At 70.8% G+C, this 22,847-nt stretch carries 20 protein-coding genes; 10 read left to right on the top strand and 10 right to left on the bottom strand.

Annotation, left to right across the window (positions count from 1 at the left end; genetic code table 11):
• Positions 1–36 precede the first annotated feature (36 nt).
• From sigM to OHQ87_RS25000, 5 genes are all read left to right on the top strand, one after another.
• Positions 37–840: an RNA polymerase sigma factor SigM gene (sigM, locus tag OHQ87_RS25020; RefSeq protein WP_442930856.1), complete on the top strand. Its 804-nt coding sequence runs from the start codon at positions 37–39 to the stop codon at positions 838–840.
• A complete protein-coding gene (locus OHQ87_RS25015; RefSeq protein WP_328341723.1) occupies positions 837–1,868 on the top strand; it encodes a hypothetical protein in 1,032 nt (343 codons plus the stop codon). Before sigM ends, OHQ87_RS25015 begins: the two co-directional genes overlap by 4 nt.
• Before the next feature lie 177 nt (positions 1,869–2,045).
• Positions 2,046–2,996, top strand: a complete 951-nt coding sequence (gene trxB / locus OHQ87_RS25010) for a thioredoxin-disulfide reductase (protein ID WP_328341721.1) — start codon at positions 2,046–2,048, stop codon at positions 2,994–2,996.
• A gap of 37 nt (positions 2,997–3,033) precedes the next feature.
• Positions 3,034–3,357: a thioredoxin gene (gene trxA, locus OHQ87_RS25005; protein WP_088643651.1), complete on the top strand. Its 324-nt coding sequence runs from the start codon at positions 3,034–3,036 to the stop codon at positions 3,355–3,357.
• Positions 3,358–3,545: 188 nt separating this feature from the next.
• Complete coding sequence (locus OHQ87_RS25000) at positions 3,546–4,703, top strand: N-acetylmuramoyl-L-alanine amidase (RefSeq protein ID WP_328341718.1); 1,158 nt, start codon at positions 3,546–3,548, stop codon at positions 4,701–4,703.
• Positions 4,704–4,799: 96 nt separating this feature from the next.
• Here OHQ87_RS25000 and OHQ87_RS24995 read toward each other — a convergent pair whose 3' ends face one another.
• Positions 4,800–5,468 (bottom strand): GNAT family N-acetyltransferase, encoded by a 669-nt coding sequence (locus tag OHQ87_RS24995; protein WP_328341716.1) that lies wholly within the window; start codon positions 5,466–5,468, stop codon positions 4,800–4,802.
• Positions 5,469–5,787: 319 nt separating this feature from the next.
• On the opposite strand from OHQ87_RS24995, the gene OHQ87_RS24990 reads away from it, so the two are divergent.
• On the top strand, positions 5,788–7,095 hold the full coding sequence (locus tag OHQ87_RS24990; protein ID WP_328341714.1) for an aminotransferase-like domain-containing protein: 1,308 nt from the start codon (positions 5,788–5,790) through the stop codon (positions 7,093–7,095).
• Between the two features lie 7 nt (positions 7,096–7,102).
• Positions 7,103–8,098 (top strand): D-alanine--D-alanine ligase family protein, encoded by a 996-nt coding sequence (locus tag OHQ87_RS24985; RefSeq protein WP_328341712.1) that lies wholly within the window; start codon positions 7,103–7,105, stop codon positions 8,096–8,098.
• Between the two features lie 52 nt (positions 8,099–8,150).
• On the opposite strand, the gene OHQ87_RS24980 is transcribed toward OHQ87_RS24985, so the two are convergent.
• The 9 genes from OHQ87_RS24980 to rpmH form a co-directional block, all read right to left on the bottom strand.
• Positions 8,151–9,275, bottom strand: a complete 1,125-nt coding sequence (locus OHQ87_RS24980) for a hypothetical protein (RefSeq protein ID WP_442930595.1) — start codon at positions 9,273–9,275, stop codon at positions 8,151–8,153.
• A gap of 2,022 nt (positions 9,276–11,297) precedes the next feature.
• Entirely contained in the window at positions 11,298–12,362 is a 1,065-nt protein-coding gene (locus OHQ87_RS24975; RefSeq protein WP_328341710.1) for a ParB/RepB/Spo0J family partition protein, read from the bottom strand.
• Between the two features lie 27 nt (positions 12,363–12,389).
• On the bottom strand, positions 12,390–13,577 hold the full coding sequence (locus OHQ87_RS24970) for an AAA family ATPase (RefSeq protein WP_442930855.1): 1,188 nt from the start codon (positions 13,575–13,577) through the stop codon (positions 12,390–12,392).
• A gap of 484 nt (positions 13,578–14,061) precedes the next feature.
• Positions 14,062–14,763, bottom strand: coding sequence for a 16S rRNA (guanine(527)-N(7))-methyltransferase RsmG (gene rsmG / locus OHQ87_RS24965; protein WP_328348986.1), 702 nt, complete (start codon positions 14,761–14,763; stop codon positions 14,062–14,064).
• A 118-nt stretch (positions 14,764–14,881) separates the two neighbouring features.
• The gene (locus tag OHQ87_RS24960; RefSeq protein WP_328341708.1) at positions 14,882–15,460 is read right to left on the bottom strand and encodes a Jag family protein; all 579 of its coding nucleotides are present in this window, start codon (positions 15,458–15,460) and stop codon (positions 14,882–14,884) included.
• 220 nt (positions 15,461–15,680) lie between these two features.
• Positions 15,681–16,676, bottom strand: a complete 996-nt coding sequence (gene yidC / locus OHQ87_RS24955; protein ID WP_328341706.1) for a membrane protein insertase YidC — start codon at positions 16,674–16,676, stop codon at positions 15,681–15,683.
• Positions 16,677–16,679: 3 nt separating this feature from the next.
• Positions 16,680–16,919 (bottom strand): membrane protein insertion efficiency factor YidD, encoded by a 240-nt coding sequence (yidD, locus tag OHQ87_RS24950; protein ID WP_218108252.1) that lies wholly within the window; start codon positions 16,917–16,919, stop codon positions 16,680–16,682.
• Between the two features lie 44 nt (positions 16,920–16,963).
• Positions 16,964–17,395 (bottom strand): ribonuclease P protein component, encoded by a 432-nt coding sequence (gene rnpA / locus OHQ87_RS24945; protein ID WP_328341700.1) that lies wholly within the window; start codon positions 17,393–17,395, stop codon positions 16,964–16,966.
• Between the two features lie 34 nt (positions 17,396–17,429).
• Positions 17,430–17,567 (bottom strand): 50S ribosomal protein L34, encoded by a 138-nt coding sequence (gene rpmH / locus OHQ87_RS24940; RefSeq protein ID WP_067300964.1) that lies wholly within the window; start codon positions 17,565–17,567, stop codon positions 17,430–17,432.
• A 634-nt stretch (positions 17,568–18,201) separates the two neighbouring features.
• Here rpmH and dnaA point away from each other — a divergent pair.
• The 3 genes from dnaA to gnd all read left to right on the top strand — a co-directional run bounded on the left by dnaA (position 18,202) and on the right by gnd (position 22,842).
• Positions 18,202–20,010 carry a chromosomal replication initiator protein DnaA gene (dnaA, locus tag OHQ87_RS24935; protein WP_328341692.1) on the top strand — a complete coding sequence of 603 codons (1,809 nt, stop codon included), beginning with the start codon at positions 18,202–18,204 and terminating at the stop codon, positions 20,008–20,010.
• A gap of 784 nt (positions 20,011–20,794) precedes the next feature.
• The gene (dnaN, locus tag OHQ87_RS24930) at positions 20,795–21,928 is read left to right on the top strand and encodes a DNA polymerase III subunit beta (protein WP_328341690.1); all 1,134 of its coding nucleotides are present in this window, start codon (positions 20,795–20,797) and stop codon (positions 21,926–21,928) included.
• A gap of 41 nt (positions 21,929–21,969) precedes the next feature.
• Positions 21,970–22,842, top strand: coding sequence for a phosphogluconate dehydrogenase (NAD(+)-dependent, decarboxylating) (gnd, locus tag OHQ87_RS24925; RefSeq protein WP_328341688.1), 873 nt, complete (start codon positions 21,970–21,972; stop codon positions 22,840–22,842).
• Positions 22,843–22,847 lie beyond the last annotated feature (5 nt).

The raw sequence follows: 22,847 nt of genomic DNA, 5'->3' as shown, positions 1-22,847 counted from the left end.
GCCGCGACCCCGTCACCGCCCCTGCCGGACGTGGTGATGGTCGGTCGCGGCGGGCACCCGGCCGACCCGCCGCACGGCGGGTCGGCGGTCGTGGTGCCGCACGCCGACACCAGCGACCTGGACCTGCTCCGTGCCCACGTGGCCGGTGACCGGGACGCCTTCACCGAACTGTTCCACAGGCACCGCGACCGGCTCTGGGCGGTGGCCCTGCGGACCGTGGGCGACCGGGAGGAGGCGGCGGACGCCCTCCAGGACGCGCTGCTCTCCGCCCACCGCGCCGCCGGCCGGTTCCGGGGAGATTCCGCCGTCACCACCTGGCTGCACCGGATCGTGGTCAACGCCTGCCTGGACCGGATCCGCCGCCGGCAGGCGCACCCCACCGTCCCGCTGCCTGACGGCAACCGCACCGACGAGCCCGGTCGGACCGGTGGCGTCGAACCGGCCGCCCCGACCACCGACCACGACACCGCCCTGGTGGTACGCCAGGCGCTGGCCGGGCTGCCGGTCGAGCAACGGGCCGCGCTGATCCTGGTCGACGTGCAGGGCTACCCGGTGGCCGAGGTCGCCCGGATCCTCGGCGTGGCCGAGGGCACGGTGAAGAGTCGCTGCGCCCGGGGCCGGGCCCGGCTGGCCCTGGTGCTCGGGCACCTGCGCACCGGCGGCGACGGGCCGACGTCCCGCCCTGCCGGTACCGGTCCGGCAGGGGTGTCCGCACCCGGCGACTCCCTCCGGACGGGTCGGGACGTTTCCGACGTCACACCCGGGAACCGGCAGCCGGCCGACGGCGTCCGATCGGGGTCGGGGCAGGCCCGGCGGGGCACCATCCAGGAGGAGACGTGACGGGCCGCAGGTTCAGTGAGGTCGACCACGACCTGCTCGCCGACTATCTGGGCGGGGCACTGGACGGCACCCCGGAGCAGACAGTCGTCGCCCGCCTGGTGGCCGAGGACGCCACCTGGGCCGACGCGTACGCCGTGCTCGCCCCCGCCGTGGCCCGGGTGCACGACGAGTTGACAGGTTGGGGTGCCACCGCGCCGGAGATGCCTCCGGCCGTGGTGGAGCGGCTCACCGCCGTACTCGCCGGTGCCGGCCCGGCCACCGCCGTGCCCACCGACACCGACACCGACACCGAGGTAGCCGACCAGCCCGGGCGACCGGCCAGGGTCGGTGCTCCGGTGCCGGCGCAGCCGGGCGGTCGGCGTACCCCGGGCAACCGGATCGGTGACGGACGGGCCGATCCGTCCGGCCCCGGCCGTCGGCGGCGCTGGGTGCGGCTCGCCGGGCCGGTCAGCCTCGCCACGGCGGCGCTGGTCACGGTGGGAATCGGCGTGGCCAATCTGCTCGACGGCTCTGCCGGCCAGGACTCGCCCGCCTCGACGATGGCCGGGCCGGCGCAGGACGGCGCGGAGAGCGCGGGACGCGGGTTCCGGTTCACCGGCGAACCCCGACGCAGCGGTGTCGACTGGTCCCCGGCGACGCTGAGCGGTGCCACGGACGTGCCGCTGCCCCGGCTCGGCACTCCCTCGGGTTTCCAGTCCGGAGACGGCCCCGGCGTCACCACCCAGATCAGTCCCACCGCCCCGGAGAGCCCCGAGAGCCTGGAGAACAAGCGCCGGTTGACCCCGGGTGGGCTGGACCGACTGACCGCACGGGCGGCACTCGACGCCTGCCTCGCCGAGATCTCGACCGAGCACGGCCGCGGGACGGTCACCGTCGAGGTGGTCGACTACGCCACGTTCCACGGTGAGCCGGCGCTGGTGGTCCGGTTCGCCGATCCCGACGGCGACCGGTGGGCGTGGGTGAGCGGCGCGGAGTGCGGGGTGCCGGGATCCGGCGCGGACACCCGCTACCAGGCGCGGGTAGGGTGAGAGCGCGGTCACCGCTCGTCCCGCATCGCGTGACGTGACCCACCGGACGACCGGTCCGGGAATCCCCGGTTCGTACGATGACGTTCTGCAAGTCAGCCGCCGACGTCGCTGAACCGTCGGCGCTCGGATCGACGTCGGTACGCCGCCGATGTCGTACACACACATCGGGAGACGGCAGTGGACGAGGTCCGCAACCTGATCATCATCGGCTCCGGGCCGGCCGGGTACACGGCGGCGGTCTACGCCGCGCGTGCCAACCTCAAGCCACTCGTGATCGAGGGTGTGCAGTCCGGCGGTGCGTTGATGACCACGACCGAGGTGGAGAACTTCCCCGGTTTCGCCGACGGCATCCTCGGCCCCGAGCTGATGGACAACATGCGCAAGCAGGCCGAGCGGTTCGGTGCGGAGTTCCTCACCGACGACGTCACCCGGGTCGAGCTGAAGGACACCGGCGACACCGGTTCCGGCGCGGTGAGCACCGTGTGGGTCGGGCAGACCGCCTACCGGGCGAAGGCCGTCATCCTCTCCACCGGCTCGGCCTGGCGTCCGCTGGGCGTGCCGGGTGAGCAGGAGTACCTGGGGCACGGCGTGTCGTCCTGCGCCACCTGTGACGGGTTCTTCTTCCGCAACCAGCACATCGTGGTGGTCGGCGGCGGTGACTCCGCGATGGAGGAGGCCAGCTTCCTCACCCGGTTCGCCGAGTCGGTCACCATCATCCACCGGCGCGACTCGTTCCGGGCCAGCAAGATCATGGCCGACCGCGCACTGAGCAACGACAAGATCAAGGTGGAGTGGAACAGCACCGTCGAGGAGGTGCTCGGCGACGACGGCAAGGTCACCGGCGTCCGGATCCGCAACGTGCACACCGGCGACGTCAAGGTCCTCGACGTGACGGGCGTCTTCGTGGCGATCGGCCACGACCCGCGCAGTGAACTCTTCCGCGACCAGGTCGAGCTGGACGACGAGGGTTACGTGAAGGTGCAGGCACCGAGCACCCGGACCAGCGTGCCGGGTGTCTTCGCCGCCGGTGACGTGGTCGACCACACCTACCGGCAGGCGATCACCGCCGCCGGTACGGGCTGCGCCGCCGCGCTCGACGCCGAACGGTTCATCGCCACCCTGAGCTGAACGACCGCAACGCCAACAACCGAGCAGGAGAGTCATTGTGGGAGCAACGAAGGTCGTCACGGACGCCAGCTTCACCGCCGACGTGCTGAAGTCCGACAAGCCGGTCCTGGTGGACTTCTGGGCCGAGTGGTGCGGGCCGTGCCGCAAGGTCTCGCCGCTGCTTGAGGAGATCGCGGGCGAGATGGCCGGCCAGGTCACCATCGTCAAGCTCAACATCGACGAGAACCCGGAGACCGCCCGCGCCTACCGGGTGATGTCGGTGCCGACCCTGACCATCTTCAAGAACGGCGAGCCGGTGCAGTCGATCGCCGGGGCCAAGCCGAAGGGCGAACTGGTCCGGCTGATCGAGTCGGCGCTCTGACGTCGGCGTACCACCCGGAACCCCGTGCCCCACTCGGGTGCGGGGTTCCGTCGTCACTGCGCTGACCTGCGTGAACATCGACCCGGTGCGGCCCGGTCACGGTACGCTCCGTAAGCGCTGGTCCTACCGGACGCGCAGCGTGGCGTCAGCGAAGGTGCCCGGCAGCCCAGCCTCCGAGGGGGTCAGACGTGCGTCCGATCCGACCCGGTGACCGCGGACCGGCCGTAACCGAGATCCGCGCGGTCCTGACCGGCCTGGACCTCCTTCCGGCCACCCCCGGCGACGAGTTCGACAGCGCCACCGAACGTGCCGTCCGGGCCTTCCAGCAGTCCCGTGGGCTCAGCGCCGACGGCCGGGTGGGTGCGGAGACCTGGCGGGCCCTGGACGCCGCCCGCTGGCGGCTCGGCGCCCGCACCCTCTACCACGCGGTGCCCGAACCCCTCACCGGCGAGGACGTCCGCTCGTTGCAGGAGCGACTGCTGGAGATGGGGTACGACGCAGGCCGCGCCGACGCCGTCTACGGGGTACGCACCTCACGGGCGGTGGCGCAGTTCCAACGCGAGGTCGGGTTGAAGCCGGACGGCTCCTGTGGCCCGTACACGATGGATGCGCTGCGCCGGCTCGGCCGCAAGGTGGTCGGCGGACGCCCCCAGTGGCTCCGCGAATCCGACGCGATCCGGCAGTCCGGCCCGACGCTTGTCGGGCGGACCGTCGTCATCGACCCGGGGCACGGCGGCACCGACCCCGGGGTGGTGGTGCCCGACGGCAACCTGCGCTGGACCGAGGCGGACCTGGTGCACGACCTGGCCAGCCGGCTGGAGGGCCGGCTCGCCGCAGCCGGGGTACGGGTGCAGCTGACCCGTGGCCCGGCGCCCCGGGCCTGCCTGCCGGACACCGACCGGGCGGAGCTGGCCAACTCGCTCGGCGCGGACGTGTTCATCTCGCTGCACACCGACGGCCATGCCAACCCGGCCGCCGACGGGGTGGCCACCTACCACTACGGCACCGACAACGGGGTCACCTCGGCCACCGGGGAACGACTGGCCGGGCTGGTGCAGCGGGAGATCGTCGCGCGGACCGGGCTGCGGGACTGTCGTACCCACGCCAAGGCGTGGGATCTGCTGCGGTTGACCAGGATGCCCGCCGTGCGGGTCGAGGTGGGCTACCTGACCTCCCCGCAGGACCGGTCCCGGCTGGTCGATCCCCGGTTCCGGGACCGGCTCGTCGAGGCGATCGTGGCCGCCGTACAGCGGATGTTCTTCCCCGTCGAGCGGGACGTGCCGACCGGCTCGATCGACGTGAGCGCACTGCGGGCGGTGGTGGCCGCCGGCGCGGTCCGCGACTGAGCGGCCGACGGGCAAGGGCGACGCGGCGGCCTGCTCCGCGCGACTGGCTCGGCGCCCGGCTCGGTGCGGGCGAGGCTCGGTGCGGTGCGGTGCGGCTCAGCTGGCGCTGGAACGGGTGGCCGGGGCGGGGCGGACCGGGCGGAGCAGGCTTTCCGGGCTCATCGAGCCGAGTAGCTTCTCCAACGCGTACTCGACGTCGGACTTCCAGCTCAGCGCGGTGCGCAGCTCCAGCCGCAGACGTGGGTAGCGCGGATGCGGGCGGACCGTCTTGAAGCCCACCGAGAGGAAGAAGTCGGTCGGGGCGACGCAGGCCCGGACGGAGTCGTCCGGCTCGTCACCGAACTTCGCGTCGCCGAACGCCTCGATCGCCTTGATGCCCCGCTTGGTCAGATCCCGGGCGACACCCTGTACCAGCATCCGGCCCAGCCCGCCGCCGGCGAAGGCCGGCACCACACTGGCGGTCATCAGCAGCGCCGCGTCCGCCGAGACCGGCGAGGTCGGAAAGGCCATCGACCGGGGTACGTAGGCCGGCGGCGCGTACATCACGAAACCGGCGGGCATCCCGTCGACGTACGCCAGCTTGCCGCAGGAACCCCACTCCAGCAGCGTCTGGGAGACCCAGGCCTCCTTCTCCAGCCCCGGGTCACCACCGGCGCAGGCCCGCTCCGCGGAGACCGGGTCCAGCTCCCAGTAGACGCACTGCCGGCACGGGCGAGGCAGGTCTTCCAGGGTGTCGAGGGTCAGACTGACCAGGCGTCGCGACATCAGAGCATCCCCACACTTAGGCTCGGAGGCGAGATCAGCCCGCTGCGTCCCCGAGTCGCCCGCTGCGGCCCGCCGAGCGATCGTAGCCCCCGCCGAGCGATCGTACGCCGCCCGGCGACCGTACGGGAGTGGACGCGCGAATGCCCACCCGAGCCGGGGACGGCCGTCCGGGATGTGGACGGGAGCCAGATCGGGAGCGGCGACCGGCCCCGTCGGGGACTACGATCGACCGACCGGTGCATCCGCGCCGCCATGGTCGCCGGCACCGCGGGTACCCCAGCGGGCGGGAGCCCGACCGACACCCGATCGAGGTGATGTCATGACCGGAACGACGCTCGACGACTACACCGACCGGTACGCCCGGCGGGTCCGGGGCATGACCGCCTCGGAGATCCGGGCCCTCTTCGCGGTGGCCAGCCGGCCGGAGGTCGTCTCGCTCGCCGGTGGCGCACCCTACATCGCCGCGTTGCCGCTCGACGCGGTCGGCGAGATGCTCGGCAAGCTCGGCTCCGAGCACGGCGTCACCACCCTCCAGTACGGCATCGGCCAGGGCACCCTGGAGCTGCGTGAGCGGATCTGCGAGGTGATGGCGCTCTCCGGCATCGACGCGTCCTGCGGCGCCTCCCCGGACGACGTGGTGGTCACCGTCGGCGGGCAGCAGGCGCTCGACCTGGTGGCCCGGCTCTTCCTCGACCCGGGTGACGTGGTGCTCGCCGAGGGCCCGACCTACGTCGGCGCACTCGGGGTGTTCCAGGCCGCCCAGGCACAGGTCGTGCACGTGCCGATGGACGACGACGGGCTCATCCCGGAGGCCCTGGAGGTGGCGATCGCCGACCAGGCCCGCGCCGGCCGGCGGGTGAAGTTCCTCTACACCATCCCCACCTACCAGAACCCGGCCGGCGTGACGCTGAGCGAGGAGCGACGGGAACGGGTGCTCGACATCTGCGAGCGGGCCGGCCTGCTGGTGATCGAGGACGACCCGTACGGTCAGCTGGGTTTCGAGGGTGAGGCGCCCGCGCCGCTGCGGGCCCGCCGCCGCGACGGGGTGTTCTACCTGAGCACCTTCTCCAAGACCTTCGCCCCCGGGCTGCGGGTGGGCTGGATCCTGGCTCCGCACGCGGTACGCGACAAGCTGGTCATCGCCAGCGAGGCGCAGATCCTCTGCCCCAGCGGCTTCGCGCAGGCCGCCGTCTCGACGTACCTGTCGACTATGCCGTGGCGCGAGCAGCTCAAGGTCTACCGGGAGATCTACCGGGAGCGGCGGGACGCGCTGCTCGGCGCGCTGCACGACCTGATGCCCGAGGGCACCACCTGGACCAGGCCCACCGGTGGTCTGTTCGTCTGGGCCAGCCTGCCCGACGGGCTGGACGCCAAGGCGATGATGCCGCGCGCCATCGCCGCCCGGGTCGCCTACGTGCCGGGCACCGGTTTCTACGCCGACGGCACCGGCACCGGGAACATGCGGCTCAACTTCTCCTTCCCCACCCCCGAGCGGATCCGCGAGGGGGTACGCCGGCTGGCCCGGGTCATGGAGCAGGACCTCGCCATGCGGCAGGTCTTCGGCGCGGTCACCCCGACCGGGAGCCGGCGGGGTGGCCCGGACGCCCCCGGCCCCGACTTGGCATGATTCCCGCATGGCTGCCACTCCCGTCGAGCACTCCCTCGTGACCGATTCCGCCGCTGCCGATCCGCGCGTGCTGGTGCTCGCGGGTGGCCTGTCGTACGAGCGGGACGTCTCGCTACGGTCCGGCCGGCGGGTGCTCGACGCGCTGCGCAGCGCCGGGGTCGAGGCCGAGCTGCGGGACGCCGACGTGGCGCTGCTGCCCGCGCTGGCCGCCGACCCGCCGGACGCCGTGGTGATCGCCCTGCACGGCGCCACCGGCGAGGACGGCTCGCTGCGCGGGGTGCTCGACCTCTGCGACGTCCCCTACGTCGGCTGCGACGCGCGGGCCGCCCGGCTCGCCTGGGACAAGCCGTCGGCCAAGGCCGTGCTGCGGGAGAACGGCATCCCCACCCCCGACTGGGTGGCCCTGCCGCACGACCGCTTCTCCGAGCTGGGTGCGGTGGCGGTGCTCGACCGGATCGTGCAGCGGTTGGGGCTGCCGTTGATGGTCAAGCCGACGCAGGGCGGCTCGGGCCTGGGTGCCGCCGTGGTCAAGGACGCCGCAGCACTCCCGGCCGCGATGGTCGGTTGCTTCGCGTACGACTCGACGGCGCTGGTCGAGCAGTACGTGGCCGGCATGGACGTGGCGGTCTCCGTGGTCGACCTGGGCGACGGGCCGCAGGCGCTGCCGCCGGTCGAGATCGTGCCCCGCAACGGCGTGTACGACTACGCGGCCCGCTACACCGCCGGCCGGACCACGTGGCACGCACCGGCCCGCCTCGATCCGACAGTGGCCGGTACGGTGGCCGAGGTGGCACTGGCCGCGCACGCCGCACTCGGACTGCGTGACCTCTCCCGCGTCGACCTGATCGTCGACGGCGACGGTCGGCCCCACGTGCTGGAGGTCAACGTGTCGCCCGGCATGACGGAGACGTCGCTGCTGCCGTTGGCGATCCAGGCGGCCGGGCTGGACTTCGGTCAGGTCCTCGGCACACTGGTCCGCCGCGCCGCAGCCCGCCGCTCCTGATCCTTCGCGCCGCGTCTCCCGGTCGGGTCGTCCGCCTCGCCACCAGAGATCGTCAGCGCCGCTCGGGGTCCGATCCGACGGTTCGCTCTTCGTCGTCCTCGGCTCCGGTCTCGCTGTCGAGCCGGTGGTCGGTTCCGATGCCGGCCGGGCCTTCGACCCCGATGTCGCCTGTCCCCGCCCCAGTTCGACTGTCGCCGTCCTCCGCCCCGGCGCCCGTCCGGTCGATCCGGTCGCCGTCCGGGTCAGCTGTGACCGCCGCGTCGGTCCTCCCGGCTGCGGCTCCCGGATCGGTCCCGTCGGCGGTGTCGGTCTGGTGGGTGGCGGCCACGGTCGGCTCGCCGACGATGTCGTGGTCGTCGGTCTCAAGGGGGTCACCCTCGCCGGTCCCGGTGTGCTGAGCGCCACCGGCCCCGGGGGTGACAGTTGCGCTGCGCTGCGCAGCTGTCGAAGTCTCCTCCGGCACAATGTCGGCCGAGCTCTCCTCCGGCCCGGGGAGGGGAGTCTCTTCCGCCGACTCGATCACCGATACCGCTTCGCCGGCGGCAGCCGCAGCGGCCTCGGCCGACGACTGCGCAGCGATGCTGGACGGTGTCTGCCACTGGATTCGGGGCGGCTCGGCGAGGGGACGTCCACCGAACTCGGCCAGCCAGGCCGCGACGTGCGCCAGGTTTTCCCGCCACTGGGATTCGGAGATGGGTGGCAGGATCGAGTCCCAGAGCGACAGGAAAGTGCCGCGTAGCTGTAGCCGGCCGTACGGCCGCGCCAGGAACCACATGTGCAGGTGAGCGGAGCCGTCGCCCCACCGGTTGACGTGCACCCGGGCGACGCCGTCCAGCGAGCGGATCGCGCGCTCCAGACGCACGGTCATCACCCCGAGTTCGGCAGCCAGCAGGTTGGGCAGGTCGCCCAGGTCGAGGTGCGATCGCGACTCAAGGATCAGCACCATCGGCAGCCCGGTGGGACGGTCCATGGCTCGGACCCGCCAACGCTCACCGACCCAGATGTACGCGTCGTCCGGCGCGTTGCAGGCGACGCACTCCCGGAGTCCTTCCCCCTTGCGGGGAGGTTCGACAGGGACCGGTTCGTCGAGGTGCTTGACCCGCAGGTCGCCTTCGAACGGGAACGACGGCCACTGGGTGAAGTCCGGGACCGAGGAGGGAGGGGTGGTCTCGTGCACGACGCTGACCCTAACCGAGTCCGGGACCGCTGTCCCTACCCCGAACGCCGCTGATCATGAAGGGATTTCGGTCGAGAATGACGACCGTCGCGCTGCGTCGAAGGGGGAGCCGGAGTGGTTGTCCACAGGCTGATGAGATCACCACCACACCCCGTCATCCACAGGCTGGCGAGGTCCCTGACGCGCTGTTTCACGTGAAACGGGTGCCGCCTGTGGAAAACTCCTGTGGATAACTTTGGCCGTCATCCACAGCCTTGTTCACAGGGTTCATGGGTCCGATCTGAACAACGATCGAGGGGCCGCTCGGGCTGCTGGATGGCGGGAGTTTTCGTCTGCCTCTCGGGCGGTGGATGATCCGGCGTAGCTCACCGTCGACTCGTCCTTGTGGAGGGGGCGATGCAGGAGCGAGCGGCCTGCTGGCGGCGAGGCCTGTCGGCGACGCCGGGGGCACGCTTGGCCGTAGGAAGCTAGCGCTTCCATTCCGCACCGAGCCTCTCGGTTTCACGTGGAACCGTGGCCCTGGTGGGGACTGAGCCTGCTCAGGCTCCTGCCCCTTCCTGACCTCTCCCTGCTCGGCCTGCTCGGCAGATGCCGGGGAGAGTTGTTCCAGAAAGATCGAGTGCAGTCGGACGGTTTCACGTGAAACGGGTGACGCGGTCCAGAGGCCAGCGTGCCCGAGGGAAGGCCGACGAGCGGTTGTGGGCCGATGAAGCATCGATGGGTCGACGGTAGGCAGGGCGCGTGTGAACGAGGACGTGTCAACGGTCAGGCGGCAAGCGTGGGTGCCAAGAGGTGCCAGCAGACGAGCGGTTCGGTAGGTGCGCGATGAAGGGTTCAGCGGCCGGGTGGTGCGTGAGGAGGGTGGGCGAGACGGTCCTGCGGGCTCACAGGGTCCTGCGCCGCTGCGGGCATCGAAGCAGGCTTGTCAGGCAGTGGCTCGACCCGGTTCATTGCGCCGGTAGGTGCTTTTGCTCGTCGGGCCTGACCCAGGCCGGACGCGCTCTCCCTCACCTGGCCTCCTCAGAAATCGCGCGAGTTCCCGCAAAGTCGCGTTGGGCCCTACCCCGCAGCTGACCACCCGTCGGCCGTTTGGCATGCCGCAGACCGCTACGGAAGACGGTCCTGCTTGTGGATTAGTGACGACCGTTCCACGTGAAACGTGGCGACTGCGTGCCTCCGATCGCCTTCCTTCGGACGGCACCGGATCCGCCGTGAGGTAGCACTGTCGACGACCTCGGCACCGGATCGGCCGGGAAGATCCGTTCCACGTGAAACATGGCTCCGTACCGCGACTCACACGTGCATCGCCGCCCCCGGGTCATGCCGCATGCCCCACAAACGCATCGCGCTCCGAACACACCGCCGCCCACAAACGCACCACCGCTCCCAATGCCCTCAGATCAGCCCAGGAGACAACTACAACCTCCGGGCTACCCAGGGGCTGCGTGAAATCGCTGAGATGCTCCAGGACGATCTGAGCGGCCCGGATCGGACGACGACGAGACGGGCCGCATCGCCAGGCCCGCCACCTAACTCCCGAGTCCGCTGGCTGCCGGGCCCGGTTCAGTCTCGACGTGGTGTGAATGGGCGTGGAACTCGGCGACGCCACGCCGACCGGCTCGCGGCGCACCGAGCGGAGCGGGGCCGCAAGGACATACCCGGGGTCCACACCTGCCGGGGCGATCCGTCCCCCTCTCCCCGGGCGGATCGATCTCACCCCCGCCTCTCCCCGTTAACCCCGAATGCGCCGCGCAGGATCGCGCTACTTCCAGGTTGCAGTGGCATCCATGACCGGGAGGCCACTACGACCCGGCGTGAGCATGAGCTTGAAGCAGACCCTCACCCTGCCGATCGGAACACCCGAGGGCGGTATGGCCGCGGACGACACGTACCGGCAAGGGGCGAGAGTCGGCAGCGATGACGGAGGTGTCGACGTCGCCGGCGTTTCCGCAGCGGCATCGAACCCAACGAAACGGCCGCGTACCCGACTGGGGTACACGGCCGCGACGAGTGGTCCGGTGATCAGTCCTCGGGCTCCGGTTCGTCTTCCTCACCCACGCCGATGATGCCGACGATCCGTTCCAGATCGTCCACCGTGGCGAACTCGATGGTGATCTTCCCCTTGCTCCGGCCGATGTCCACCTTTACCCGGGTGTCGAAGCGGTCGGAGAGGCGGTCGGCCAGGTCGGTCAACGCGGGCGCGTGCGGCTTCGAACGGCGCTTGGTCGCCGGGGCCTTGGCCGGGCCGTCGCTGAGCGCCAGGGCCACGATCTCCTCGGTCGCCCGGACCGAGAGCCCTTCGGCGACGATGCGGAGCGCCAACTGCTCCTGTGCCTCAGCCTCGTCGAGGCTGAGCAGCGCACGGGCGTGGCCGGCGGACAGCACGCCGGCCGCCACCCGCCGCTGGACCTGTGGGGGCAGGTTCAGCAGCCGGATGGTGTTCGAGATCTGCGGTCGGCTCCGCCCGATCCGGCGGGCAAGTTCCTCGTGGGTCGCGCCGAACTCTTCCAGCAACTGTTGGTAGGCGGCGGCCTCTTCCAGCGGGTTCAGGTTGGCCCGGTGGATGTTCTCCAGGAGGGCGTCCCGGAGCATCGCGTCGTCCTTGGTCTCCCGAACGATCGCGGGGATGGTCTCCCGGCCGACCGCCTGGGCGGCACGCCAGCGCCGCTCGCCCATGACGAGTTCGTACTTCTCGCTGTCCAACTGCCGGACGACGATCGGCTGGAGGAAGCCGACCTCCTGGATGGAGGTCTTCAGCTCCTCCAGTGCCTCCTCGTCGAAGACGTGCCGAGGCTGCTTGGGGTTCGGCACGATCGCGTCGACGGAGATCTCGGCGAAGCGCGCGCCGGGCACCGGATTGAGTTGCAGCTCGTCATGCTGCGGCGGCTCGTGATGCTGCGGCGCGACAACCACCGGCGCGGGCACCGGCGGTACCGCGGCCATCGGATCAGCAGGCGTCTCGATCACCGGGCGCCCCGGGTCGACCTCCACGGGCATGGTTGCCGTGGTCGTGCTCTCCTGGACCGGCCCGGTCGGGATCAGCGCACCGAGCCCTCTACCCAGACCGCCCCGGGGACGGTTCTTCATACGACGCCTCCCAGCGACTCGTCCGCACTACGCATTCCGGCTCACCGGCTCCTTGGCGCCACGCTCGGCGATCTCCTGGGCGGCCTCGAAGTAACTCGTGGCCCCCCGCGATCCGGGATCGTAGGTCATCACGGACTGCCCGTAGCTCGGGGCCTCCGACACACGGACGTTACGGGGAATGACGGCCTGGAGGACCTTGTCGCCGAAGTGGTTCCGGACATCCTGCTCCACCGCGTCGGCCAGCCGGGTACGGCGGTCGTACATGGTGAGCAGGATCGTGGAAACCTCCAGCTTCGGGTTCAGGTGCTGGCGAACAAGGTTGATGTTGTTTATCAACTGGTTCAACCCCTCCAGGGCGTAGTACTCGCACTGGATCGGAATCAGCACCTCCTGGGCGGCCACCAGAGCGTTGACCGTCAACAGACCGAGGGAGGGCGGACAGTCGATGAAGACGTAGTCGAAGTGCCCCGGGTACGCCTCGATGGCCCGGTTGAGTCGGGACTCCCGGGCGACCACCGAGACCAGTTCGATCTCGGCACCGGCCAGGTCGATGGTCGCCGGCACGCACCACAGGTTGGGGATACCCTCGACCTCCTGCGCCACCTCCGCGAGCGGCACACTGTCGATCAGGCAGTCGTAGACGTCCGGAACTCCGGTGTGGTGCGGGACGTTCAACCCGGTGGACGCATTGCCCTGCGGGTCGAGGTCGACCACCAGCACACGGTTGCCGTGCAGGGCCAGCGCCACTGCCAGGTTGACCGTGGTCGTGGTCTTGCCCACGCCGCCCTTCTGATTGGCGACGCACATCACCCGGGTCCGCTCAGGGCGGGGCATGGTCACCTCGCCACTCGGATTAAGGATCTGCACGGCGCGCATCGCCTCCATAGCCAACGGTGGGTCATCCTCTTCGCGCGTCGGGGTTTCACGTGAAACGTACGCGGCATCTGCCGGGTCGACAGCAACGGCCCCGAGTTCGGCCGCAGGACTGTCGATCACAGGTGCCGCATCGGGTACCGCACCTGGGTGTGGCTGCACGGGTACCGGTGGTGGATTGCCGTTCGGCGGTGCCTCGAATCGCGAGGGCGCCCCCGCGTTCCGTCGCACCGAGGCCGTCGCCCTTCCGTCCGGGGCATTGGGCGGCCGACTGTCGGAGCCGGCCGGTGCAGCGGGTGGCGGCAGATACGACTGGGGGACGGGGCGCGCGGCACCCACCACCGGGGGCTCGCGTCGCCCCCCAGCCCCATGCTCGGGCGGACGGATCGTCGGCTGTCCGCCGGCCGACCACGCCTGGTGTTCGGTTTCACGTGAAACAGGGTCCACGCCTGAAGCTGGCCCCTCGGGATCGTTCACCCGTGGATCGTCGTACCTGCCGTCGTCATGCACCTGTCATCCCTACCCGCTCCGGATGGTCGGTCCGCACCCCGTCTCATGGCCGTACCCGCGCTCGCACCGCGGAGTGGTACGGCCCGGCGGGGGCGATCGGACCGGTGCACCCGACATCCGCCCGCCCCACACTATCGACGCGCGGCCAGCCTACGGGGGACGGGCACGGCGGGTCCATCGCAGTTCTCGACGGACCTCGGAAGCCGAGCTACCGACATTGCCTCGCTAGACGGCGGAACCCGAACCAGGGAACCCCGGACTACCACAACGTGCCGTACCGGGGTCACTGTGCAAGCACGACAAGACCGGACGGGCTTCAGCGGGAGCGCTTCGAGCCACCCCGCGACCGCCTCGGCGACTTCTTCACACCCGACGGGCGGACCACCCGCTCCCGCACGATCTCCACCACAGTGGTCGGCGGGTCGAGGATGTCGGTTCCACAGAGTCGCACCGTCGGCTCGCTCCCGCCCAGCTTCGCCACCGCCTCGGCATGCTCGGCGACCTCGTCGGCTGCGGACGCACCCTTGAGTGCGATCAACCGCCCGCGGGGGACGACCAACGGCAGGCTCCAGGTGGCGAGCCGATCCAGTGGTGCCACCGCGCGGGCGGTCACCACGTCGGCCGTGAACGGGCCGACCCCGGTCACCCCGGAAGCCGCCTCGTCCGCCCGGCCCCGGAAGACCCGGACCATCCTGGCCAGCCCGAGTCGCTCCACCGCCTCGACCAGGAACGAGGTACGCCGGGCCAACGGCTCGACCAGGACGACGGTCAGGTCGGGACGGGCGATCGCCAGCACCACACCGGGCAGCCCCGCCCCGGAGCCGACGTCGATCACACTGGCGTCGGGCGGAATCAGCTCGGCGACGGCCGCGCAGTTGAGCAGGTGCCGGTCCCAGATCCGGGGCGCCTCCCGGGGGCCGATCAGTCCGCGCACCACACCGTCGGTGGCGAGCAGTTCGGCGTACCCGGCAGCCAGGTCAAGCCGGTCACCGAAGAGTGCCCGCGCGGCGGTGGCCAACTCGGCCGGAAGCGCGGCGTCCTGCGCGGAGGGGACGGGGCGTTCGGGCGACGGCCCGGGCGGCGTACCACCCGGGCCGGGACCGGCATCCGTCGTGAGGTCGTCGGGCGTCACCAGTTCAGTCCGCCGGCCGGACGACGATGCGTCGGGTCGGCTCGACACCCTCGGATTCGCTCTCCACCCCGCTCATCGCGTTGACCACGTCGTGCACGCACTTGCGCTCGAAGGCCGACATCGGCTCCAGCCGCACCGGCTCGCCGTGCTCCTTCACCTTCTCGACCGCGTTCTTGGCGACGGCGGCGAGTTCCTTGCGGCGGGTGGCCCGGTAGCCGCCCACGTCGAGCAAAAGCCGGCTCGGCGAGCCGGTCTGCCGGAACACCGCCAGCCGGGCCAGCTCCTGGAGCGCCTCCAGGGTGGCTCCCCGCTGACCGACCAGGTTCTGCAACCGGCCACCGACCACCTCGACGACCGGGCGGCCACCGGAGACCAGCTCGTCGATGTCGCCGTCGTAGTCGAGAATGTCGAGCAGGCCCTCGATGTAGTCGGCGGCGATCTCGCTCTGCGCGAACAGTTCGCCCTCGCCGGCTTGCTTCTTCTCCCTGCCGCCCTCTTCGGGCTCACCCTCACCGGTCGCGGCGGTCGGGACGGTCTCCTCGTCGAGCGAGGCGTCCGCGCTGGGGATGCTGGTGTCGGTCACGGTGTCATCTCCGTACTAGCTCGGCCGGACCGTCGGGTCCGCTGGTCTCCCGGGCGACCGGCGGGAAGGGGGCCGGTTCGGTCACGGGCACGTCTGGTACGGGCAGTCTCGCCCGTGTCCGCGCGGGGCGCGGCGGTTCCGGCCTTCCGGCGCCGGCCGGGACGGCGGCTGCGCGGCACCGGAAGGCCGCCGTCGGTCTTCCCGACGGCGGCCCGGTGGGTCAGCCCTGACGCTTGGCCGGGCCCTTCTTCGGATTGGCCGGCTTGGCACCCGGCTTCGGCCCGGCGACCTTCGGCGCGGTCGGCTTGGCCGGCACCTGCGCTACGGGCTTGTTCCGGTTGAGGAAGCCGCCGGTCTTGGCCGGCTGCACCGGGCCTCGGCCGGCGGTGGTCGTCGCCTTGTTGCCGGCGACTCCCTTGTTGGTCACCAACGGCGGGAACTTGCGGAGTACCCACTGCTGCTGGCCGAGGGTGAACAGGTTGTTGGTGACCCAGTAGATGATCACACCGATCGGAAAGATCGAGCCGGAGATCAGCAGGGAGAGCGGGATGCCGTAGAGCATCAGGCGCTGCACCATCCGCTGCTGCGGGTCCTCCGCCCAGCCGGTCTTGAGGATCATCTGACGGCTGGTCAGGTAGGTGGTGCCCATCATGACCAGGACCAGGATGCCGGCGATGATCTTCACGGTGGTGCCGTTGGCACCGAGCCGGGCCAGCTCGTCGGCGGTGGAGCCGAACTTGCCGGCGATCGGGGCGGTGAAGATCGTGGCGCTCGATGCGCTGTCGAACTGCTCGGCCGTCCACCCGTAGAGGGTCTTGGCGTCCTTGGCCGGGTCGAGCCGGCGCAGCACGTGGAAGAGGCCCAGGAAGACCGGGATCTGGAGGAACATCGGAAGGCAGCCCATGAGCGGGTTGGCCTTTTCCTTCCGGTAGAGCTCCATCATCTCCTTCTGGAGCGTCTCCCGGTCACCCTTGTGCTTCTCCTGGAGCTCCTTGACCTTCGGCTGGAGCGCCTGCATCGCCCGCTGCGACTTGATCTGCTTGACGAAGACCGGGAAGAGGATCACCCGGACGGTGACCACCAGGAAGACGATGGCGAGAATCCACGACCAGTTCGTGCCGAGCACCGTGCGGACCGGCACTCCGATGGCGTCCCACGCCGAGTGCCAGGTCAGCAGGATCCACGAGATCGCGTAGTAGATCCAGTCGAGACTCAATTCTCAGACTCCAGTCACGTCGGCGCGTCGGCGGCCGCCCGGCTCCGGCACCGGGTCGTGTCCACCAGGGTGGAAAGGGTGGCAGCGCGACAGCCGCCGGACCGTCAGGCCGGCTCCCCGGAGCGCACCGTGACGGGTAACCGCCTCCAGGGCGTAGGCACTGCACGACGGGTAGAACCGGCAGCGGGCCGGCAGCGCCGGGCTTATCCAACGACGGTACGCGATGATGGGACCACTGAGCATCCGGGCACCCATGCTCCGGCGTGCCGACACGACGGGTCCGCTGCTCATCGCGACCGCCGTCCCCGGGACGTCCGGGCGGCGGCGATCGCCGCGTCCAGGTCGGCCCCCAGCCGGGTGTACGGCGTCCCGGCCGCGGTGGGCAGGGCGCGTACCACCAGGGTGCTGCCGGCCGGCAGTGCGGCCAGCCGGTCGCGCACCAGGTGCCGCAGCCGGCGGCGGACCTTGTTGCGGACCACGGCGGGCCCGACGGCCTTGGACACGACGAAGCCGGCGCGGCTCGACTCGGAGATCATCTCCGGGTCGGTGCTCCGCGCCGGCTCCGACGAGGTTGCCCCGAGTGGTGTGGTCCCGAGGGGTGTGGCGGCCGCCGGTAGCGTCAGGTGGACGACCACGGCACCACGCCCGACGCGGCGACCACCCCGGACCGCTGCGGCGAAGTCGTTACTACGCCGCAGGCGCTGCGCGGCCGTCAGCACGACTGTCCACGCCCCCGGACCGGACCCGTCGGCCTCAGGCCGACAGGCGGGTACGGCCCTTGGCACGGCGGGTCGACAGGATGGCGCGGCCGGCACGGGTGCGCATGCGCAGCCGGAAGCCGTGGGTCTTCGCGCGCCGGCGGTTGTTCGGCTGGTAGGTGCGCTTGCTCACGTCAGGCTCTCCGTTTTCGTACGTCCCCGGCACGGGTTCGCCCGGGGTCGTGTGGTGGACCAGACCACCTCGGCGGTGGCCCCCGATCGGTACTGCCCGGTGACGCGGAACCTCGGCGAGACGAGGCTACGACCACGGACAGCAAGCACCCATCACCCTAGCAGAGGGCGATAGAGCAGCCATTCCAGCCTACGCAGGGGGGCAATGACCGTCAAACTGCCCAAGGCCGGCACGGCAGCGGTCGAGACGGCGGCCGATCAGGCGTTCTGCCCCGATCTCGGCGGGGGCGTCGGGATGGCGGCGGTTGATGACGGACCGCCGTCGCTGTTACCGTGCGCGTTTGCGGTCAGCTTCAGATCCGGGTTGTTCCCGGTGGGCAAGACCGGACCCGGCAGTGAATCGTTCGGCACGGTGAACCCGCTTCAACGCCCTCCTCGGCAGGGGGCAGGTCCGACCCGCGTCCGGCGGGCGGCCCCGATCAGTCGGTACACACAGGCTGTGGATAACTTGTGGATGCCGGCCGGTCAGCCGTCCGTGGGTGAGGGGTACCACCCGCTCGAACGCGGTGGCGGGCCCGGCACGACCGCTGGACCACAGCGGCGGCCGGGAGCAGAGGCGAGGGGGTGGCACGACGGTGGCCGGAACGATCGACCTTGCCGCGGTGTGGACCGCGGCGACGGACGAACTCGCCGACGAGATCATCTCCGCCCAGCAGCGCGCCTACCTCCGACTGACCCGGTTGCGGGCGATCGTCGAGGACACCGCGTTGCTCTCCGTACCGGACGCCTTCACCCGGGACGTCATCGAGTCGCGGCTGCGGCCGGCCATCACCGAGGCGCTCACCCGCCGACTTGGCCGACCGATACAGGTCGCGGTCACCGTGCGGATCGCCGAGGACGCCGCCGGCAGGCCGGCCGGCACCGTCTACCGCAGCGGACCGGAACCCTCCCCGGGGGAGGCCGGCCCGCCCCTGGACGACTACCCCGCATTCCGGCCACCGGCCTACGGCGAGCCGGCACCGCCCTACCAGCGGGAGTCCGACCCACCGGAGCAGTCCGGGGACCGTCAGCCCGAGGCCGGCCCACCGGAACACGACGGCCAGCGGCCGGCCCGGGTCCCGGCCAGCCGGGACGGTGGCCAGGACGCCCTCTTCGGCGTCGGCTTCGCCGAACCGATGCGGGTGCACCAACCGGGCCCCGAGCGGCGCGGTTTCGAGGAGCGCGACCGCCCCGAGCCGGACGCCGACCTGCGCGGCTACGAGCCCGCGTACCGGGACCAGGGCCGACCGCCGCGTGATCAGCAGGGTGCCCGCGGCCTGTCCCGCGACGGCGCCACCGACAGCGGCCCCGGTCGGGCCGGTGTCGACCACCGCCCCGGTGGCGGCGACCGACGCCCCGGCGGTACGGAGAGCAGCGGCAACCGGCTCAACCCGAAGTACATGTTCGAGACGTTCGTCATCGGCTCGTCCAACCGGTTCGCCCACGCGGCGAGCGTCGCGGTGGCCGAGTCGCCGGCCAAGGCGTACAACCCGCTGTTCATCTACGGCAGTTCCGGGCTGGGCAAGACGCACCTGCTGCACGCGATCGGGCACTACGCCCAGACGCTCGGCAACGCCCGTTCGGTCCGGTACGTCTCGACCGAGGAGTTCACCAACGACTTCATCAACTCGCTGCGGGACGACAAGACCAGCGCGTTCCAGCGCCGCTACCGCGACGTCGACATCCTGTTGATCGACGACATCCAGTTCCTGGAGAACCGCGAGCGGACCCAGGAGGAGTTCTTCCACACCTTCAACACGCTGCACAACGCCAACAAGCAGATCGTGATCACGTCCGACCGCTCGCCGAAGCAGCTGGCGACGCTGGAGGACCGGTTGCGGACCCGCTTCGAGTGGGGTCTGCTCGCCGACATCCAGCCGCCCGACCTGGAGACCCGGATCGCGATCCTGCAGAAGAAGGCGGCCCAGGAACGGCTCTACGCCCCGCCGGACGTGCTGGAGTTCATCGCCTCCCGGGTGTCGAACTCGATCCGGGAGCTGGAGGGGGCGCTGATCCGGGTCACCGCCTTCGCCAGCCTCACCAGGTCCACCGTCGAGCTGTCGCTGGCCGAGGAGGTGCTGCGGGACTTCATCCCCGACGGCACCGGACCGGAGATCACCGCCGACCAGATCATGGTCTCCACCTCGGAGTACTTCGGAGTGAGCCTGGAGGACCTGCGCGGGCACTCACGCTCCCGGGTGCTGGTCAACGCCCGCCAGGTGGCGATGTACCTGTGTCGCGAGCTGACCGACCTGTCGCTGCCCCGGATCGGACAGGCGTTCGGCGGTCGAGACCACACCACAGTGATGCACGCCGACCGGAAGATCCGTCAGCAGATGGCGGAACGGCGCTCGCTCTACAACCAGATCGCCGAGCTGACCAACCGGATCAAGCAGAACACCTGAGACGTACGCCACTTCCGCTCCGCCACCGACGCCCGGCCGACCACCTCGGCCGGGCGTCTTCGTGCCCGGGAGACCCCGGGGAAGCGTCCCTCCACCGGGCCGACGGGGCAGGATCGTGGAACTTCCACGCCATGTTTGTCCACAGGACGACCCGGTTGTCCACACCCCCTGTTCCACAACCGGTGGATAACCACGCTGTGTTCGACACCGGTTACCCACAGACTGTGGATAAACCCTGGGGACAGTGCTGTGGACGGCTGTGCACAACCGTCGCGTCGTCCACAGCCGACGGTCGGCCTGTGGGCAACCTGTTGAAGGTTCTGGGGACAACGCCGGTCCGGGCCGCCACCGTCGTCCACAGCGCTGGGGGTAAACCCGGTGGATAACCGGTGGATAACCGGTGGACGACGGTGGACAACTGTGGGGACACCGGGTGCCTGTGGACCACCGACCGGGTTTTCCCCCTGGTTCTCCACAGCTAACCCACCGGTGGATAACGTGTCTGAGCTGCGAAGACGCGAGTTACCCACAGTTTGCACAGGTGCGATGAAGACGATGAGTTATCTCTTCTGAAGAATCAAAAACCAATCATCACCGTTGGGCTTCCTGTGGATCGTTGCCGGCGCTGCCGTCGGCAGTCGCCCCGGCACCGGGATCCACGGGGTCGGGCGCACAGCCGATGCCCACGCGCCCTAAGGTGCGATGGGAACCCGCACGGTCGGGCGGGACGGTGGGAAGCGGTCGGCATGAGAGAGTTGTCGCTGACGTCGACGCGGAGGCATTGATGAAGTTCCGAGTGGAGCGCGACGCGCTCGCCGAAGCAGTGGCCTGGACCGCGAAGAGCCTGCCCAGCCGGCCGTCCGTGCCGGTGCTCGCCGGGGTGATGCTGCGGGTCACCGACGGCAATCTCCAGGTCTCCGGCTTCGACTACGAGGTCTCCAGCCAGGTGTCCGTCGAGGTGCAGGGGGACGCCGACGGCGCCGCCCTGGTCTCCGGTCGGCTGCTCGCCGAGATCACCAAGGCACTGCCGGCCAAGCCGGTGGACATCGCCGCGGTCGGCGCCCATCTGGAACTGGTCTGCGGCAGCGCCCGATTCACCCTGCCGACCATGCCGGTGGAGGACTATCCCGCCCTGCCGGAGATGCCGGAGAGCGCCGGCACCGTCGAGGCCGCCGCCTTCGCCGCCGCCGTCGCCCAGGTGGCCATCGCCGCCGGCCGGGACGAGACGCTGCCGATGATGACCGGCGTCCGGCTGGAACTCTCCGGTGGCACCCTGGCGATGCTCGCCACCGACCGCTACCGGCTCGCCCTGCGCGAGATGGACTGGACCCCGGACGACCCGGAGATCAGCATCAACGCCCTGGTGCCCGCCCGCACCCTGAACGACACCGCGAAGGCGCTCGGCCCGCTCGGCGGCCAGGTGACCATGGCGCTGTCGCAGGGTGGCGCCGGTGAAGGCATGATCGGCTTCTCCGGTGGCACCCGCCGGACCACCAGCCGGCTGCTCGACGGGGCCAACTACCCGCCGGTCCGCTCGCTCTTCCCGGCCACCAGCAACGCCGAGGCACGGGTCCCGGTGAGTACCCTGATCGAGGTGGTCAAGCGGGTCGCCCTGGTCGCCGAGCGGACCACCCCGGTGCTGCTCAGCTTCAGCTCCGACGGCCTGGTCGTCGAGGCCGGCGGCACCGAGGAGGCCCGAGCCAGCGAGGCGATGGAGGCCACCTTCACCGGCGAGCCGCTGACCATCGGCTTCAACCCGCAGTACCTGATCGACGGCCTGGCCAACCTGGGGGCCCAGTACGCACTGCTGCGCTTCGTGGACGCCTTCAAGCCGGCGGTGATTTCTCCCGCAGGCGAGGATGGCGAGGTCATCTCCGGGTACCGGTACCTCATCATGCCGATCCGCGTCTCCCGCTGATCGCGCACCGGCACCACCCAGACGCACGGAGGTAGGGGCAGATGCAGCTCGGCCTGGTAGGACTCGGCCGGATGGGCGGCAACATGCGCGAGCGGTTGCGCGCCGCCGGGCAGGAAGTGGTCGGCTACGACCGCAACGCCGACCGCAGTGACGTCGCGAGCCTCGCCGAACTGGCCGACAAGCTGGAGTCACCCCGGGCGGTCTGGGTGATGGTGCCCGCCGCCGTCACCGACACGACCATCGACGCGCTCGCCGAGGTGCTGGGCGAGGGCGACATCATCATCGACGGCGGCAACTCGCGGTTCAGCGACGACGCACCCCGGGCCGAACGCCTCGCCGCACAGGGCATCGGCTACGTCGACGTCGGCGTCTCCGGTGGGGTGTGGGGCAACGTGAACGGCTACGCCCTGATGGTCGGCGGCGCGCAGGAACACGTCGACCACCTGATGCCGATCTTCGAGGCGTTGAAGCCGGCCGGGGACCACGGCTTCGTGCACGCCGGCCCGGTCGGTGCCGGCCACTACGCCAAGATGGTGCACAACGGCATCGAGTACGGCCTGATGCACGCCTACGCCGAGGGCTTCGAGCTGTTGTCCGCCGCCGAGATGGTGACGAACGTGCCCGGGATCATCAAGTCCTGGCGGGAGGGGACGGTCGTCCAGTCCTGGCTGCTCGACCTGCTGGACCGGGCGCTGGACGAGGACCCGGCGCTGGCCACGCTGACCGGTTACACCGACGACACCGGCGAGGGGCGCTGGACTGTCGACGAGGCGATCCGGCTGGCCGTCCCGCTCAACGTCATCACCGCCGCCCTGTTCGCCCGCTTCTCCTCCCGGCAGGACGACTCACCCGCGATGAAGGCGGTCGCCGCGCTGCGCCAGCAGTTCGGCGGGCACGCCGTGCACAAGCGCTGAGCGGC

The organism is Micromonospora sp. NBC_00421 (assembly GCF_036017915.1).
In the GTDB taxonomy this organism is placed as follows: domain Bacteria; phylum Actinomycetota; class Actinomycetes; order Mycobacteriales; family Micromonosporaceae; genus Micromonospora.
This window is presented reverse-complemented; position numbering and strand designations above follow the sequence as displayed.

Bases quoted from the DNA above. Each gene is read 5' to 3' on its own strand.
- sigM (WP_442930856.1), top strand. From the start codon at position 37: ATGGTCGGTCGCGGCGGGCACCCGGCCGACCCGCCGCACGGCGGGTCG.
- OHQ87_RS24995 (WP_328341716.1), bottom strand. From the start codon at position 5,468: ATGTCGCGACGCCTGGTCAGTCTGACCCTCGACACCCTGGAAGACCTG.
- OHQ87_RS24990 (WP_328341714.1), top strand. From the start codon at position 5,788: ATGACCGGAACGACGCTCGACGACTACACCGACCGGTACGCCCGGCGG.
- OHQ87_RS24985 (WP_328341712.1), top strand. From the start codon at position 7,103: ATGGCTGCCACTCCCGTCGAGCACTCCCTCGTGACCGATTCCGCCGCT.
- OHQ87_RS24975 (WP_328341710.1), bottom strand. From the start codon at position 12,362: ATGAAGAACCGTCCCCGGGGCGGTCTGGGTAGAGGGCTCGGTGCGCTG.
- yidD (WP_218108252.1), bottom strand. From the start codon at position 16,919: ATGCTCAGTGGTCCCATCATCGCGTACCGTCGTTGGATAAGCCCGGCG.
- dnaN (WP_328341690.1), top strand. From the start codon at position 20,795: ATGAAGTTCCGAGTGGAGCGCGACGCGCTCGCCGAAGCAGTGGCCTGG.
- gnd (WP_328341688.1), top strand. From the start codon at position 21,970: ATGCAGCTCGGCCTGGTAGGACTCGGCCGGATGGGCGGCAACATGCGC.